This window comes from Marinobacter changyiensis (assembly GCF_009193265.1).
Taxonomy (GTDB): Bacteria; Pseudomonadota; Gammaproteobacteria; order Pseudomonadales; family Oleiphilaceae; genus Marinobacter; species Marinobacter changyiensis.
Genome location: NZ_VZZZ01000002.1, coordinates 1 through 15,696 on the forward strand (window position 1 = coordinate 1; position 15,696 = coordinate 15,696).

The window sequence follows — 15,696 nt, forward strand, 5'->3', positions numbered from 1 at the left end:
CTGACGACCATAGCGGTCTGGAACCACCTGATCCCATCCCGAACTCAGCAGTGAAACAGATCAGCGCCGATGGTAGTGTGGCTTCTGCCCATGTGAGAGTAGGTCATCGTCAGGCTCTTAATACCCGAACCCCCGCCAGGAGACTGGCGGGGGTTTTTTAGTTGGGGGGAAAAAGGGCGTGATTATCATGAGGCATCCTGAGGGGAACCTGACCTGATGGATGATATACTGCTGCGAAACACTGTAACGATTAAAGTCAGAGCAAGACCGCCCGTAACACAAAGATCGAGATGATCTCATGCCTTTAGAAACAGAAGCCCAGCGTCAGTTTTATCTTGGTGTAGCGGGTATTCAGCTGTGGTACGCACGCAAACCCCAGCCTGGTGCTGCTCCCAGCCCTGATTTCGATTTCGGAGAAGTCGTTGGTGCCGATCCTCTGGCCCTAGCGCCGGGGCCTAAGGGCCCGCAGCCTTTAGAACGACTGGGTTCTGACGAGGGGCTCGCCCGAGTTCAGGGGTTGATGAAGCAGGTTGAAGGGGCGCGCCGGTCAGTCGACGACAAGGTGGCTGAGAAAGTGCCGGTGGCTCTGTCCACCATATCTCCTGAGGTAGCGACGGAAAATGAAGACAGAGTGTTATCGGCTGAGACGCCCGATAATAACCCGTTACCGGTCGGCCGTCTGGCTGAAGCGTCGGTAAGGTCCAGCCTTTCTGCAAACCTGAAGGTGTGGGTAACTGAGTCGTTTGTAATGGTTTGCGCGGTTTCTTCTGATACCAGTGTTCAGTTACAGGAGAACCTGGCGACCAATATCCTGCGGGCGATGGGGCAATCTGTCAAAGCCTCTCAGACCTTCATGTGGCCAGTTTTCGGCAATCCTGTGGTGCCGGGCAACGACGCTGAAGGTTTTCGTCAAGTGCTGGCAGATTTTGCCAGGGATCACACCGGGAAGAAGTTTCTGGGGCTGGGGCTGCTCTCTGACGAGCCTTATGAAGCCAGGGCCGAGTGGCTGAAAAGCGCATTTGGTTCCTTGCAGGTTGATTATCCCTATGGACTTGCGGGGATTGCGACAGATCCGGAACGAAAGCGGAGCTTGTGGGCTGAGCTGAAACCCCTGTTGAGCAGAAATGGGTGAGATATTGGTGAGAGAGGATTGTCAGCATTCACTTACCTCCGGGCGTAATGTACGGCCGCTTTCGACGGCTGATATGGGGCCGGTGATGAAGCTGGAACTACAGAGTTACTCCCACCCCTGGGCTGAGACTGTATTCCTTGACTGCTTCAAGCCGAACTATCGTCTTTGGGCGCTCGATCAGGGGGGCGAGCTGATTGGCTATGCCGTCGTTGCGTACCTTTTTGACGAGGCCCACGTACTGAATCTCTGTACTGGCCCGGCGCACCGACGAACTGGTGCGGCCCGTCTTTTGCTTCGGCATCTGGTCACTGCAGCAGCTCACGACAGTATGTGTCGGATGATTCTGGAGGTGCGTAAAAGCAATCACGCCGCAATCAATCTTTATATCCACGAAGGTTTTGAGCCTGTTGGAGCGCGCCCAGGTTACTATCCGGCAGCAGGCGGACGTGAAGATGCCTGCGTGATGGCGTTACCTCTGCTTATCTGATTCGCGTATTGGTGGGCCAAAATCTATAATAGGTGCCTAAACAATTTACCAGTCCAGGCTATTTTAAACTATGTCCAACCTAGCCAAGGAAGTCGGCAAACGTCGCACTTTCGCTATTATTTCACACCCCGATGCCGGTAAAACTACCATCACTGAAAAGGTGCTGCTGTTAGGTCAGGCTATCCAGAAAGCGGGCACAGTAAAGGGCAAGAAGTCCGGCCAGCATGCCAAGTCTGACTGGATGGAAATGGAGAAAGAGCGTGGCATCTCTGTCACCACCTCGGTGATGCAGTTTCCTTACCATGGCTGTCTCGTTAACTTGCTGGACACTCCCGGCCACGCAGACTTCTCCGAGGACACCTATCGGACACTGACAGCAGTAGACTCCTGCCTGATGGTAATTGACAGTGCCAAGGGCGTTGAGGAGCGGACAATAAAATTAATGGAGGTCACCCGGCTGAGGGACACGCCGATACTGACGTTCATGAACAAACTTGACCGGGAAGTCCGGGACCCCGTTGAGTTGATGGACGAAGTGGAAGAGGTATTGAATATCGCCTGTTCACCGGTTACCTGGCCGATCGGTATGGGTAAGAATTTCAAGGGCATTTATCACCTGCTGCGGGATGAAATTATCCTTTATAAATCCGGTCAAGGTCACATGATCCAGGAAGAGCGTATCTTCAAAGGTCTTGATAATCCCGAGCTGGAAGTGGCGATCGGTGGCTATGCGGCCGAACTGAGGGATGAGATTGAGCTGGTTAAAGGAGCCTCCCATGAGTTCAATCAGGAAGAGTTTTTGGCGGGTCGGCTGACACCTGTGTTCTTTGGTACCGCATTGGGCAACTTTGGCGTAGATCACATGCTTGATGGGCTGGTGGATTGGGCGCCGCCGCCTCAGCCCAGGGCGACCGACCAGCGCCTTGTGTCGCCTATGGATCCGGCATTTACAGGTTTTGTGTTCAAGATTCAGGCAAACATGGACCCACAACATCGGGATCGCGTCGCGTTCATGCGGATAGTTTCTGGTAAATACGAGCAGGGAATGAAGGCCAAGCATGTTCGAATCGGTAAGGAGGTCCGGTTTTCGGATGCGTTGACCTTCATGGCAGGCGATCGCGAGCACGCAGAAGAAGCCTTTGCTGGAGACATTATTGGTTTGCACAACCACGGTACGATCCAGCTCGGGGACACCTTTACTTCAGGTGAAGACATGAAGTTCAAAGGTATCCCTAACTTCGCGCCTGAATTATTCCGTCGTATTCGCCTCAAGGATCCACTCAAGGCAAAGCAGCTTCAAAAAGGGCTGGTGCAGCTGTCCGAAGAGGGTGCGGTGCAGGTCTTCCGTCCACTCAAGAACAACGACCTTATTGTCGGGGCCGTGGGTGTACTGCAGTTCGACGTGGTGGTTAGCCGCCTGAAAAGTGAGTATAAAGTTGAAGCGGTGTACGAGCCGGTGAACGTTGCAACTGCACGCTGGGTAACCAGTACAGACGCCCGGAAACTTGATGATTTCCAGCGTAAGGCCAACGACTTTCTGGCCCTCGATGGCAGCGACCAGCTGGCTTATATTGCGCCCACCATGGTTAATCTCCAGTTGGCACAGGAGCGCCATCCAGATATCCAGTTCCACAAAACGCGGGAGCACTGAGTCAGGAGCTGATTAGTATGGGATTGGTGGATGCACATTGCCATTTTGATTTCTCCGTCTTCGATGGTCGGCGAGAGGAAATACTGGCTCGCGTGCGGGCGGCGGGTGTGTCGGACATCGTCATACCGGGAGTTCGCCGCAGGGACTGGGAGAGGGTAGAGAAAACGGCCCTCGCCCAGGCAGGATTGCATTATTGTCTGGGGATACATCCCTGGTATGTAGGGGAACATGTTCCCGAGGACCTGGATGCGCTGCGCGATTTTTTGTCAACGGCATCCCCGCGATGTGTTGCACTTGGAGAATGCGGCCTTGATCGCCTGAAGGGCAACCTGTCGGAGCAGCAGCCCTGGTTTGAGGCACAGATAGCGATAGCGCAGGAGCTTGGTTTACCGCTGGTAGTCCACTCGGTAAAAACTCACGATGAAGTGGCAGCGACACTGAAGCGCAAACGTTTTTCCGGTCCGGTTCTGATTCACGGTTTCTCAGGTAGTGAGGAGCAAGGACGCAAGCTGGTTCAGCTTGGCTGCTTTATCGGCATTGGGGGTGTGATTACCCACGAGCGTGCCCGAAAGACCCGCGCCACAGTCGCCGCGCTTCCGCTGGAGTCGCTTGTGGCGGAGACTGATGCGCCGGATATGGCACCTGCAGGAGTGCTCAAAGGGCGCAACTCCCCGGAGTATCTACCCCGGATTATCGATGCCCTTGCAGAGCTGCGCTCCGAGCCGAAAGGGGTTCTGCTGGCCGCCCTGGAGGTCAATGTGAGGCGACTTTTCCCTTGGCCGTAAGTGAAAGTCGAAACCATGCTAGACAGGGTTGGATTTCTGAAGTAGTTCGGATATACTTCGCGCCCTGGCTTTTCAAGGCGTTGTCATCAACCCAGCCCCGATTGATGGCTATGCCGACTAACTAACAGGTCAAAAGTCCTCACCGAGCGCAGCGCGCCTGTCGGTGGTGGTTTTTAACGTTTCTTATATAGCGTTCAAGGCGGAATCAATGAAGACTCTGAGTGCGAAACCAGAAACCGTAAAACGTGACTGGTACGTTGTAGACGCAGCCGGCAAGACGCTGGGTCGTCTGTCAACCGAGATCGCCCGTCGTCTGCGGGGCAAGCATAAGCCTGAGTACACCCCCCATGTAGACACCGGCGATTATATTGTTGTTATCAATGCCGGTCAGGTACGGGTTACAGGCAAGAAATCATCTGACAAGATTTATTACAGTCATACCGGCTTTCCGGGTGGTATCAAATCCATCAGCTTTGAAAAGCTGATCGACAAGGCGCCTGAGCAGGTCATCGAGCATTCCGTCAAAGGTATGCTTCCGAGGGGCCCTCTGGGTCGCGCCATGTTCAAAAAGCTTAAAATCTATGCCGGTGCTGAGCATCCTCATGCAGCCCAGCAGCCCAAAGAACTCGATATTTAACGGAAGGCGGATATGTCTGTAACACAAAATTACGGTACGGGTCGCCGCAAGACATCCACGGCTCGAGTTTTTATCAAGCCTGGAAGCGGCAACATCTCTATCAATGGTCGTACCATTGAGGATTTCTTCGGTCGTGAGACGCTGCGCATGATTGTGCGCCAGCCGCTGGTTTTGGCGGAGTCTTCTGATCGGTTTGATATCAAGGTAACGGTTCTGGGTGGTGGGATAAGCGGCCAGGCTGGCGCTATTCGTCACGGACTCACCCGTGCTCTGATGGATTATGACGAGACACTCCGCCCAGCACTGCGTAAAGCGGGTTATGTTACTCGCGATGCTCGGGAAGTTGAGCGTAAGAAAGTGGGTCTGCGTAAGGCGCGTAAGCGTCCTCAGTACTCCAAGCGTTAATTGGCGCCTGGATCGGATCCGGAACCCGGCACCATGCCGGGTTTTTTTTGGCCTTAATTATCGACGGCAGCTAAGCCATGCATGTTCCCAAAGGCGTTTATGGCGCCTTTCTTACTTGTAAGACAGGGGTAATTTCATTACCATTTGGGCCGTTTATCTTTTTGGATTTTGAAGTCCTTTTCGATGCGTGACGGCCGACCTGGCCGGTTACGTGTTGCCTGATGGGAGAGAACCATAATGAATAATGGCGACGTGAACCAGAGCCGACGCCGGTTTCTGATCGGTGCGACATCGGTTGTAGGTGGAGTCGGCGTCGTCGGTGCGGCTGTTCCTTTTGTGGCGTCCTGGAATCCCAGTGCCAAGGCAGAAGCAGCGGGTGCACCGGTAACCGTCAATATCAGCAAAGTAGAGCCTGGTCAGCAGATCACTGTGGAGTGGCGCGGTCAGCCAGTCTGGATTATTCGCCGTACCCCGGAAATGCTGGAGGGTATCGAGAAGCTTAATGATGTGGTCAGAGATCCCCAGTCGGAGGAGGCAACACAGCCCGAGTACATTGATGGAATCTACCGTGCCCTGAAGGACGAATTCGGGATTTATGTGGGTATCTGTACTCACCTTGGGTGCTCTCCCAAATACCGTCCTGAAGTTGCTCCAGTGGATTTGGGAGAAGAGTGGCTAGGTGGCTTTTACTGTGCCTGCCATGGTTCTCGTTACGACTTGGCGGGCCGTGTATACGAAAGCCAGCCAGCACCAGCGAATCTTGTGGTGCCACCCTATCGCTATGACGACGATAACACCGTTACCGTCGGGCTGGATCCGGAGGCTGCATAATGTCAAAAATTATTTCCTGGATAGATGAGCGGCTTCCGATTGTTGAGGCCTATAACAAGCACCTTGGTAAGTACTACGCGCCAAAGAACTTTAACCTCTGGTACTTCTTTGGTTCGCTAGCCTTGCTGGTTCTCGTGAATCAACTGGTAACCGGTATCTGGTTAACCATGAGCTACAACCCGACGGGTGAGGGCGCCTTTGCCTCAGTCGAGTACATCATGCGTGATGTCGAGTGGGGCTGGTTACTCCGTTACCTGCACTCAACAGGAGCATCCGCCTTTTTTGTTGTGGTGTATTTGCACATGTTCCGTGGCCTTATGTACGGTTCCTACAAGAAGCCACGGGAACTGATCTGGCTTTTCGGCATGCTGATTTACCTGGTGCTGATGGCTGAAGCGTTCATGGGTTATTTGCTGCCCTGGGGACAGATGTCGTACTGGGGTGCCCAGGTTATCGTTAACTTGTTTGGTGCAATTCCGATCATCGGTGAGGATCTATCGCTCTGGATTCGTGGTGATTATCTTATTTCCGGTATCACACTAAACCGGTTCTTTGCGCTGCATGTTGTGGCACTTCCGATCGTATTATTAGGCCTAGTGGTTCTTCACATCCTGGCGTTGCATGAAGTGGGTTCAAACAATCCTGACGGTATCGATATCAAGAAGAACAAGGATGAGAACGGTATTCCGAAAGACGGTATCCCTTTCCACCCTTACTACACTGTCCACGATCTGGTGGGGGTTGGTGTCTTCCTGTTTGTTTTCTGCATCGTCGTATTTTTCTTCCCCGAGATGGGTGGCCTGTTCCTTGAGAAACCGAACTTTGAACCGGCAAATCCTCTCAAGACGCCGGATCACATTGCACCTGTCTGGTACTTTACGCCGTTCTATGCGATGTTGCGGGCGGTGACGGTGAATCTCTTCGGTCTTGATGCCAAGTTCTGGGGCGTTGTGGTCATGGGCGGAGCCATTGCGATCCTGTTTGTACTTCCCTGGCTGGATCGGAGTCCGGTCAGATCAATGCGTTATAAAGGTATGATAAGCAAAGTTGCGCTGGGTATTTTCGTGGTCAGCTTCATCATCCTGGGTTATCTCGGTATTGTACCGGCGACTGAAGGTAAAACACTGCTCGCTCAAGTCCTGACGACGTTCTACTTTTTGTACTTCATACTGATGCCGTTCTACACGCGAATGGAGAAAACCAAGCCAGTACCAGAGAGGGTGACAGGATGATGAGGACGTTAATTCTCGGTGTTTATCTAACACTCCTGCCGATGTTTGCGTTGGCGGCTGCGCCGGGCGGAGCTTTGGACAGCATGACGGCCGATCACACCAACAAGGCGTCGCTTCAACGCGGTGCAGCCCTGTTCACCAACTACTGCATGGGTTGTCATTCGATGGAATACGCGCGGTACAAGCGCGTCGCCGATGATACGGGCATTCCTGTCGAGCTGTATGAAGAAAACCTGATATTCACCGGTGCTAAAATCGGCGAGCTGATGAAAATCGGTATGAACAAGGACCAGGCGGCTAGCTGGTTTGGCAATCCGCCGCCGGACTTGACGTTGGAAGCCCGGTTGCGGGGTGAAGATTGGGTATATTCCTATCTGAGGGCTTTCTACAAAGATGACAGTCGTCCGCTAGGTGTTAATAATGTTGTTTTTCAAAATGTAGGCATGCCTCATGCCCTGATTGAGCTTCAGGGTCTGTGTGCCGTTGAGCCCAAGATCGGCGAGACATCCAGTATTGATCCATTGAGTGGGAACGAACGCAACGCCGGCGTTTGCTCGCAGTGGGCAGTAGAAGGTTCGATGGAACCTGCCGAATTTGATCGCGCCATGTATGATCTGACCAACTTCCTGTCTTACATGGGAGATCCGGTCAAAGTGGAGCGTGAGCGTCTGGGTATCTTTGTGCTGATGTTCATTGCCATCTTCTTTGTGTTTGCGTTCCTGTTGAACAGAGAGTTCTGGAAAGACGTACACTGAGGATTCGGGTATAATCTTTACTGCATTGTGTCCAGCGGGTCATGAATGACCCGCTGGTTTTTTGCGTTATGCGGTTTCATTTCGATGTGTCTATTCGTGGGGTAGTTTTATGGGCGTTGTGACCAAGCGGTCATCAATGACGTTTTTTTCGGATCCGGCCAGCCATTACAGCCACCGTGTCCGTATCGTGCTCGCTGAGAAGGGCGTTACTGTCGATGTTGTGGATGTCGATCCAGACAACCCGCCCGGGGAGTTGGCCGATCTGAATCCGTACAACGCCTTGCCGACGTTGGTCGATCGTGATCTGGTTCTTTACGAGCCGAATATCATGATGGAGTATCTCGACGAGCGCTTTCCGCATCCGCCGTTGTTGCCGGTTTATCCTGTGGCACGGGCAAATAGCCGTCTGATGATTCACCGGATTCAGAAGGATTGGTGTGGTCTGGTAGATCAGATTCTGGCGCAGCCAAACCACAAGGCCTCCGAAGTTGCCCGAAAGGAGCTTCGTGAGAGTCTGTTGGCCACTGCGCCATTGTTTGGTGAAATGCCTTTTTTCCTGTCGGAAGAGTTTACGATTGTGGATTGCTGCATTGCTCCTATTCTCTGGCGTTTGCCTGCATTGGGTGTCGACCTGAGTGATAAGCAGGCCAAACCTGTGCAAAAGTATATGGACAAGATCTTCAGTCGTGAGGGGTTCAAGGCAAGCCTTTCTGATCTTGAGGAAGATATTCGCAATTGATATGCCTGGCATGATGTCGGGCCCAGGGGGATTGAGTGTCTGAAAAGACCGTGAAAATGACGTCCAGCCGGCCATATCTGGTGCGCGCATTTAACGAATGGATTCTCGACAATGATTGCACGCCTTATATTGTTGTGGACGCCGGGGTACAGGGTGTACAGGTACCAACCGAGCATGTGGCAAATGGTCAGATAGTTCTCAACATTAGCCCTGGTGCGGTTAAGGGGTTGGTTGTTGGCAACGGCGCGCTGGAGTTCAGTGCCCGCTTTGGTGGTGTGCCGATGCAGGTATTTATTCCGTTACAGGCTGTAATGGCTATCTACGCAAGGGAAAACGGCGAGGGCATGGTGTTTGGCAGCGAACCCGGAGCGCCCGATCCTGACGGGCAGAGCACCGATTCAGATCGTTCGTCCGGACAGTCAGGGCAACGGCCTTCGGGAAAACCCAGTCTGAAAGTGGTCAAATAGCCCTGTAAAGACCTAAAAAAAACCAGCCCGGTCGGCTGGTTTTTTTTAGCCTCCAAAAAGTTTCTGATCAATCAGTGTACAAAGAGCATTCAGGATAATCAGCATCAGCGGTGCGGCCTGACTCGGTTCGAGGTTTTGCAGTGCAATTTCGTGATCTTCCGGTTGTAGCAGGGAGGTGATATCCGTTTTCTCTTTGGCGCTGAGCACAACCACGCGCATTTCACGATCGTGTGCTGCCTGAATGGCCTGGATAAGATTGGCTTTGTGGCCGTCGTCGACGATCACCAGAAGCAGATCGTTGGCCTTGCCAATGGCGCGCACCTGTCGTGAGAACGTGTCATTAAATCGATTATCCCGGCAGATAGCAGAATAGGTCGTAGCATCGGCTCCGAGGTTGATTGCAGGGAGTGCTGGCCTGTCCTGGTCATAGCGGTTAAGCAGAGCGGTGCAGAAGTATTGGGCGAGAATGTTGGCATTTCCGTTTGCGCACGCAATGATCTTGCCGTCCATCAGCAGTGCCTCGACCAAAGCATCCGCAGCCTTGATAATGGCTGGTCCGGTAAGGCTGGCTGCTTGCGCCGTATGTTCCATATGGTCTGCAAAGCAGTGATTGACGAGATTATCGATGTCGGTCATGGGGTTGCCTGGATAGCATTCTTGATCCATTGAATACGATACTGTTTAACGGTGCCGGGTGCCAGGGAGATTACGTCGATGCGGCTTTGCATGTTCCAGAGGCCATGGCGGTGCAGGTAAAAGGAAGCGGCTTTTACCAGCCGCCGCTGTTTGGCATAACCAATGGATTCAGCGCCGGAGCTAAAGCTTGAAGAGCCCCGAAAACGAACTTCAAAAAAGACCAGTACGTCGCAGTCCATGCCGATGAGATCGAGTTCGCCCCCTATGCTGAAAACGTTACGAGCGATGATTTTTATGCCTTGGCGCATCAGGTAACGCGCCGCTACGTCCTCAGCTTTGTTGCCGACTTCTTTCCTGCTGCCTTCCGTGGCGGCCATAATGCTCTTCCCCTTGGTTACTGTTCAGCTTCCTGATTTGTATTTGTACCTTCCTCTGAGAGCAATGGTACGTCAGGTAGCAATTTGGGGGTTCCTTGATTGAAATAGGCCCACCGTTGGGTACGTTGAATGCGGCCGTCTTGAGTCATCTTCAAGGTGCCGGTTTGGCCTTCCAGAGAGCTGCCATCAACCTGGTCAAGCAGCGGTAGCTGGGTACTCAGGTGAAAGGCATCGGCACCCATAGCGAAAAGCCGGCCGATTTGGCCGCTCATGCCTGGAAATGGAGTGTGGATGGCAGAGCGGAATTCATTCTTCTCGTCCAGAACCCAGGGGAGGTCGGTAAACCGAATCTGATCCAGATCGCGGTCCCGTGAAGGGTCGGGGCGCCCCTCATAAACGAGGGATGGCGAATAGACCGGGAGGTCGCCGCCAAAATAGAACGCAAACAGGGGCTTGAACTGGCGTGCGATGGTGGGTTGCGCGACCAGGATAATGGCATCGACATCCTGGCGGCGACGAGGCTCAAACTCGACATCCTGACCAATGGTTTGCTCCACCTGTATTGCCCGCTGGCGACTGACGTTGATGCCCAGAATGTCTGCGCTTACCTCCCTGAGATTGTCTTCCGGAAAGAACCTCTCGGTGTGCAGAATAGTCCCGGAGGTCTCGTTAACCCGAGCCTGAAGTGCTTTTTCAAAGCGGTCACCCCAACCCCCACTGGGGATCAGCACCAGAGTCTGATGCAAGCCTTCTGAATTGAGACGTTCTGCAATCTGTCGGGCTTCGTCTTCCGCCGACAGTCCGTATTGATACAGGCGCGCAGGGGCCCTCTTGCCACTGTCGTCATAGTTGAGAGCGAGTAACGGCACGGGCATGGCATTGCGATTAAAAACAGCGGACAGCGCCTCTTTTTCCAGCGGACCGACAATCAAGTCAGGGCTATCTTTGGCAAGCTGGTCATAAAGGGCGTTGAAAGGCTGGCCATAGGTATCGGTGACGGAAATCTCGATGGCAAGATCAGCAGTCGTTTCGTCGTGGTAAAATGCAGCCATGAAGCCGTCACGGATGGCAGCGCCAGCACCGGCAAGCGGGCCGCTCAGTGGCAGTGCCAGCACGATTCTCTCGGGTCGCTGCTGGGCCAGCAGAGTAATCAGGGCGAGTTCGCTGGGTAGCAGCGAAGCAGCGGGGTGCCCGGTCCAGTTGTACTGCCAGTCGCGAATCGCCTGACTCTGGTCTTCCGGGGTCAGACCAGGCTCCCGCAACATGACAGCGAGTTCAAGCCAGCCCTGGGTGTCATACCCGATGGCGCTCTGGCCTTCATCACTGAGTGTACTGTCGGGCGTACGCTTGAGCGCCTGCCAAATGCGGTCGTTCAGCTGCTGAGCATCTGCCGTCTGGCTCGCGGCAGCCTGCGAGATCAATGTCAGAGCGATGTTCAATGGACGGCCTGCAAGTTCGTAAACCTGAAGTTGAAGGTTTAGCGCCTGGTCGATCAAGTCCTCGCGATAAGCGGCAAATTGAGTGACATTGAGGGCTTCAGCCAATTCTCCAGCCCATGCCCGGTCCTCCAGGCTGGTCACGCCCCTCATGGCCAGCAGAAAATACAGATCTTTGAGGGCCTCAACCGGGGTGGCCAGTTGTTGGCTTCGCAGGATTATCCGGGCTTCTTCATGCATACCTTCGCTCTGGAAGCGGTCTGCGGTTTTTAGCAAATAACGCTGAGCCTCCTCCACGCTGCCAGCCTGATCAGAAAGTGAGAGCGCGACATCTGCCGTTCGCGGCTGGTCGGTTTGCATGCTGAGTTGGGCGCAGCCGCCCAGAACGAAAACCAGTGCCAATAAGGCAGCTAGGTAACGGGGGTTCAGACGATTTTTTATCATATCTGCTTCACGCGGCTCCCGGGCGTTACGCTTGTGGCGCCGTTCAAACAACGGCATCATGCTTCAATCGCGAAGTTTACCAGCTCGCGGCTCAATTCTCATGACCTTGATGTCATCCTGCGTAATAAAAGAGAGGAAAGTGTGGCTTCCGATTCCAGCCGGGTCCGGCAAACTGGTGTGCTCTATATAGTCGCAACCCCCATCGGGAATCTTGATGATTTGTCCGCGCGGGCGATTGAAACGCTTAAGAAAGTGGATGTAGTAGCTGCCGAAGATACCCGCCATAGCCGTCGTTTGCTTCAGCATCTTGGATTGCAGAAGACCATGCTTGCCTTACATGACCACAATGAGCGCGAGCGCACAGATAGCGTGCTTGATCTGTTGGAAAAGGGCCGCAGCATAGCGTTGGTATCTGATGCAGGCACACCGCTCATCTCGGATCCGGGCTACGTGTTGGTGAGGGAGGCACGTCTACGGGGGTTGGTCGTCACGCCGATCCCGGGTGCCTGCGCGCTGATTGCCGCACTGAGCGCTGCCGGTTTGCCGACGGACCGTTTCCGGTTTGAAGGGTTTTTGCCGGCAAAACGGGGCGCTCGCCGTGCTGCGCTTGAAGCACTCAAACATGAAGTGGCGACCCTGGTGTTTTATGAATCGCCTCACCGGATACTTGAGACCGCCGCTGAGATTGCGGCGGCATTTGGTGCTGAACGCGAAGTTGTGTTCGGGCGTGAATTAACCAAGGCTTTCGAGACTTTTTACGCCGGTGCCGCAGGTGAGGTATCCGGCCAGCTGACGGTTGACCCCTTCGCGGTCAAAGGTGAGTTTGTGGTGATGGTCCACGGTGCCACACAGGCGCCGGAAGAGGGCGTCAATCTGGATGTGGATCTGCTGTTGCGGTTACTGACGGCGGAGCTGCCGGTGAAGAAAGCCGCCCGAATGGCAGCGGAACTCACCGGGCTGTCCAAAAATGCGCTTTATCAGCGCGCTCTGGAAATCAAGGAAGTGTAACGGTTTTGCTTGCGTGGCAGGAACCTGATCGGTATTGTCTCGTCTGAGTTCGCCAGACAGTCGCCGCCAGTTCGCTGGGGGAGGAAAGTCCGGGCTCCACAGGGCAAGGTGCCAGGTAATGCCTGGGCGGCGTGAGCCGACGGAAAGTGCAACAGAAAGTATACCGCCTAAGTGCTTTCGAGCGCCGGTAAGGTTGAAATGGTGCGGTAAGAGCGCACCGCGTGACTGGTAACAGTTCACGGCGATGGAAAACCCCACCTGGAGCAAGACCAAATAGGAGTCCTATGGCGTGGCCCGCGCTGGACTCGGGTAGGTTGCTTGAAGCCTGTGGTGACGCAGGCTCTAGATGAATGACTGTCCTCGACAGAACCCGGCTTACCGGCGAACTCACTTCATTGAATGGCGATCAGGCTGGCAGCTGTTATCACAGTTTTGTGAGCCTGATTGTTCTCCCCCCGAATTCCGCATATAGCTAAATAATCTTAAACCTCATTTGTTATCTTCAATGTTAATCGCAGGTATTTGATTTAACTATTTTTCTTCTTGGTAATGTGCCTCGTCCCTCAAGCCTTTGCTCGTAACTCCTTGTCAATAAAGAAACTTTCCCGTGTGCGACGCCGGATGCGGTGCTTGCATTGTGTTCTACGTGTTTCTATAGTGTGCAGGAGTGGGAAAAAGTGGTTTAAAGTGGTTTTTTAGAGCGATTAAGGGTTTGAAGTGGTGATGAGTGGATATTATCGCCACGCCCGAGCCAGGAATCCCACCTTAATGGACATCACGAAAGGCAGAGTCGGCACGGATGAGCAATTTTCTTGGTAGTCATTCGATCAATATGGATGCGAAGGGTCGTTTGGCGATCCCCGCACGAGTGCGTGAGGAGCTCTCACACGCTTGTGATGGCCGTATTGTACTGACTGCCAATGCGCCGGACACCGAAGAAGAACGTTGTCTGCTGATTTATCCAGACGCTCAGTGGGAGGCTTTGCGCCCAAAAATTGAAGCCCTTCCCAATATGAACCGAAGAGCCCGTCGTCTTCAGCGTTTAATGCTGGGTTATGCCACACCGCTGGAGCTGGATTCCGCTGGCCGGGTGCTGGTGCCGCCGACGCTCAGGGATTACGCACGTTTCGAGAAAAAACTTATGGTTGTCGGTCAGGGTAAAAAACTTGAGCTCTGGAACGAAGACCGCTGGTTTGCCTGGCTTGATGGCGCCGCAGAAGACGACGTTATGCCGCCTGAAATGGAAGCGCTGTCTTTATGAATAGTCAGCGCACGCCACCAGGCACGGGCGGACAGCCCATGCATCAGTCGGTATTGCTGGACTCTGCGGTTGATTACCTGGTTGGCGACCCCGGCGGACGCTACGTTGACGGGACCTTCGGCCGTGGAGGTCACAGTCGTCTGATTCTTGAACGGCTGTCTGCTGCTGGCCAGCTGTTGGGAATAGACAAGGATCCAGAAGCCGTGGGCTTCGGCGAAGCTCTGGCTCAGCAGGATGATCGATTCAGCATCAGTCACGCCTCGTTTGCGGATATTGCTTCAGTGATTGATCAGCAAGGCTGGTCGGAAGTTAACGGGGTGCTGCTTGACCTCGGAGTTTCCTCGCCGCAGCTGGACGATGCTAATCGGGGTTTCAGCTTCATGCGAGACGGCCCGCTTGATATGCGCATGAATCCGCTCCAGGCGCCCAGCGCAGCAGAGTGGCTCAATAGCGCAGGCGAAAAAGAGATTGCGGACGTAATTTGGCGATACGGCGAGGAGAAGTTCTCACGCCGTATCGCTCGTTCTGTGGTTGCACAACGTCAGGACGAACCCTTGGCTACAACACGGCAACTAGCGGAATTGGTCAGTGCCGCGGTACCCAAAAAAGACAAACACAAGCATCCGGCCACACGAACCTTTCAGGCGGTGAGAATCTTCATTAATCGCGAGCTCGAGGATCTGGAGCTTGGGCTTCGCGCTGCGGTTGATCGTTTAGCGCCCGGCGGCCGGTTAGTGGTGATCAGTTTTCATTCGCTGGAAGATCGAATTGTCAAACGCTACATGCGTGATCTTGCCCGCGGGCCCCAGCTGCCAAGAGGCGTGCCGGTCAAGGCTGTGGACACCGAATCCCCTTACCAGCTGATCGGGAAGGCAATGAAAGCGGAATTCAATGAAATAAGTGACAACGTCAGAGCCCGGAGTGCGGTTATGCGGGTTCTTGAACGTCGCTTGGGCCATGCGGGCGAATCGCAACCCGAAGGAGAAACGGTATGAGTGCAGTAACCATTGATCGACCCGTGAAGACCGCTCCGATGAGCCGGAAGAAAATGCGCGCCGGGCTGGCGACTACGCTGGGGCTTTCGAAGCAGATTTTTCAGTCAGTATGTCAGCGCAACATTCTGATCTCGCTGATGTTGGTTTTTGTGCTGATAGCGTCGTCGATCGGGGTTGCTGTCAGCGGTCATCAGAGTCGTGATCTCTTCAATACCTTGTCGCAATTACAGATCGAGCGAGATCAGTATCAGCGGGAGTGGAGCCAGCTCCTGTTGGAACAAAGCGCCTTGAGTGCGCATGGTCGAATCGAAAGCCGGGCCGGGCAAAGTCTGTCAATGGTGGTTCCGGGTAGGGAATCCATTGTGCTGGTGCCTGCACCCATGCCGTACGCGCTCGCACACTAAATCTTCTAACTTGC

18 protein-coding genes, 1 rRNA gene and 1 other RNA gene are annotated in these 15,696 nt (G+C 53.9%); 17 read left to right on the forward strand and 3 right to left on the reverse strand.

Translation table 11 applies throughout. From position 1 onward, the window contains the following. The 12 genes from rrf to F6Y09_RS05890 all read left to right on the forward strand — a co-directional run bounded on the left by rrf (nt 1) and on the right by F6Y09_RS05890 (nt 9,121). A 5S ribosomal RNA gene (gene rrf, locus F6Y09_RS05835) occupies nt 1-115 on the forward strand. Between the two features lie 183 nt (nt 116-298). After that, a complete protein-coding gene (locus F6Y09_RS05840; protein WP_152206006.1) occupies nt 299-1,132 on the forward strand; it encodes a hypothetical protein in 834 nt (277 codons plus the stop codon). An 85-nt stretch (nt 1,133-1,217) separates the two neighbouring features. Next, complete coding sequence (gene rimI, locus F6Y09_RS05845) at nt 1,218-1,619, forward strand: ribosomal protein S18-alanine N-acetyltransferase (protein ID WP_246180359.1); 402 nt, start codon at nt 1,218-1,220, stop codon at nt 1,617-1,619. A 70-nt stretch (nt 1,620-1,689) separates the two neighbouring features. After that, nucleotides 1,690-3,270: a peptide chain release factor 3 gene (prfC, locus tag F6Y09_RS05850; RefSeq protein WP_152206008.1), complete on the forward strand. Its 1,581-nt coding sequence runs from the start codon at nt 1,690-1,692 to the stop codon at nt 3,268-3,270. A gap of 17 nt (nt 3,271-3,287) precedes the next feature. After that, nucleotides 3,288-4,055: a TatD family hydrolase gene (locus tag F6Y09_RS05855; protein ID WP_152206009.1), complete on the forward strand. Its 768-nt coding sequence runs from the start codon at nt 3,288-3,290 to the stop codon at nt 4,053-4,055. A gap of 208 nt (nt 4,056-4,263) precedes the next feature. Continuing rightward, entirely contained in the window at nt 4,264-4,692 is a 429-nt protein-coding gene (gene rplM, locus F6Y09_RS05860; RefSeq protein WP_152206010.1) for a 50S ribosomal protein L13, read from the forward strand. A 12-nt stretch (nt 4,693-4,704) separates the two neighbouring features. Then, nucleotides 4,705-5,097, forward strand: a complete 393-nt coding sequence (gene rpsI, locus F6Y09_RS05865; RefSeq protein WP_152206011.1) for a 30S ribosomal protein S9 — start codon at nt 4,705-4,707, stop codon at nt 5,095-5,097. Between the two features lie 237 nt (nt 5,098-5,334). After that, complete coding sequence (gene petA / locus F6Y09_RS05870; RefSeq protein WP_152206012.1) at nt 5,335-5,928, forward strand: ubiquinol-cytochrome c reductase iron-sulfur subunit; 594 nt, start codon at nt 5,335-5,337, stop codon at nt 5,926-5,928. Further along, the gene (locus tag F6Y09_RS05875) at nt 5,928-7,160 is read left to right on the forward strand and encodes a cytochrome b (RefSeq protein ID WP_152206013.1); all 1,233 of its coding nucleotides are present in this window, start codon (nt 5,928-5,930) and stop codon (nt 7,158-7,160) included. The genes petA and F6Y09_RS05875 overlap by 1 nt, the downstream gene beginning before the upstream one ends. Further along, nucleotides 7,160-7,915: a cytochrome c1 gene (locus F6Y09_RS05880; protein WP_152206509.1), complete on the forward strand. Its 756-nt coding sequence runs from the start codon at nt 7,160-7,162 to the stop codon at nt 7,913-7,915. Before F6Y09_RS05875 ends, F6Y09_RS05880 begins: the two co-directional genes overlap by 1 nt. Before the next feature lie 109 nt (nt 7,916-8,024). Then, nucleotides 8,025-8,654 carry a glutathione S-transferase N-terminal domain-containing protein gene (locus tag F6Y09_RS05885; protein ID WP_152206014.1) on the forward strand — a complete coding sequence of 210 codons (630 nt, stop codon included), beginning with the start codon at nt 8,025-8,027 and terminating at the stop codon, nt 8,652-8,654. Nucleotides 8,655-8,710: 56 nt separating this feature from the next. Continuing rightward, complete coding sequence (locus F6Y09_RS05890) at nt 8,711-9,121, forward strand: ClpXP protease specificity-enhancing factor (protein ID WP_152206510.1); 411 nt, start codon at nt 8,711-8,713, stop codon at nt 9,119-9,121. A 45-nt stretch (nt 9,122-9,166) separates the two neighbouring features. Here F6Y09_RS05890 and F6Y09_RS05895 read toward each other — a convergent pair whose 3' ends face one another. From F6Y09_RS05895 to F6Y09_RS05905, 3 genes are read right to left on the reverse strand one after another with little or no spacing between them, the layout of a single operon-like run. Then, a complete protein-coding gene (locus F6Y09_RS05895; protein ID WP_152206015.1) occupies nt 9,167-9,757 on the reverse strand; it encodes an SIS domain-containing protein in 591 nt (196 codons plus the stop codon). Continuing rightward, a complete protein-coding gene (locus F6Y09_RS05900) occupies nt 9,754-10,134 on the reverse strand; it encodes a YraN family protein (protein ID WP_152206016.1) in 381 nt (126 codons plus the stop codon). Before F6Y09_RS05900 ends, F6Y09_RS05895 begins: the two co-directional genes overlap by 4 nt. Nucleotides 10,135-10,151: 17 nt before the next feature. Then, nucleotides 10,152-12,014: a penicillin-binding protein activator gene (locus tag F6Y09_RS05905; RefSeq protein ID WP_152206017.1), complete on the reverse strand. Its 1,863-nt coding sequence runs from the start codon at nt 12,012-12,014 to the stop codon at nt 10,152-10,154. A 141-nt stretch (nt 12,015-12,155) separates the two neighbouring features. Here F6Y09_RS05905 and rsmI point away from each other — a divergent pair, with 141 nt between their 5' ends. The 5 genes from rsmI to ftsL all read left to right on the forward strand — a co-directional run bounded on the left by rsmI (nt 12,156) and on the right by ftsL (nt 15,682). Continuing rightward, nucleotides 12,156-13,022: a 16S rRNA (cytidine(1402)-2'-O)-methyltransferase gene (gene rsmI, locus F6Y09_RS05910; protein WP_246180360.1), complete on the forward strand. Its 867-nt coding sequence runs from the start codon at nt 12,156-12,158 to the stop codon at nt 13,020-13,022. Between the two features lie 44 nt (nt 13,023-13,066). Continuing rightward, an RNA gene (gene rnpB / locus F6Y09_RS05915) (RNase P RNA component class A) lies at nt 13,067-13,416 on the forward strand. A 405-nt stretch (nt 13,417-13,821) separates the two neighbouring features. Further along, the gene (gene mraZ, locus F6Y09_RS05920; RefSeq protein WP_152206018.1) at nt 13,822-14,283 is read left to right on the forward strand and encodes a division/cell wall cluster transcriptional repressor MraZ; all 462 of its coding nucleotides are present in this window, start codon (nt 13,822-13,824) and stop codon (nt 14,281-14,283) included. Next, entirely contained in the window at nt 14,280-15,278 is a 999-nt protein-coding gene (gene rsmH / locus F6Y09_RS05925) for a 16S rRNA (cytosine(1402)-N(4))-methyltransferase RsmH (RefSeq protein ID WP_152206019.1), read from the forward strand. The genes mraZ and rsmH overlap by 4 nt, the downstream gene beginning before the upstream one ends. Then, nucleotides 15,275-15,682: a cell division protein FtsL gene (gene ftsL, locus F6Y09_RS05930; RefSeq protein ID WP_152206020.1), complete on the forward strand. Its 408-nt coding sequence runs from the start codon at nt 15,275-15,277 to the stop codon at nt 15,680-15,682. The genes rsmH and ftsL overlap by 4 nt, the downstream gene beginning before the upstream one ends. The last annotated feature ends 14 nt before the right edge of the window (nt 15,683-15,696 follow it).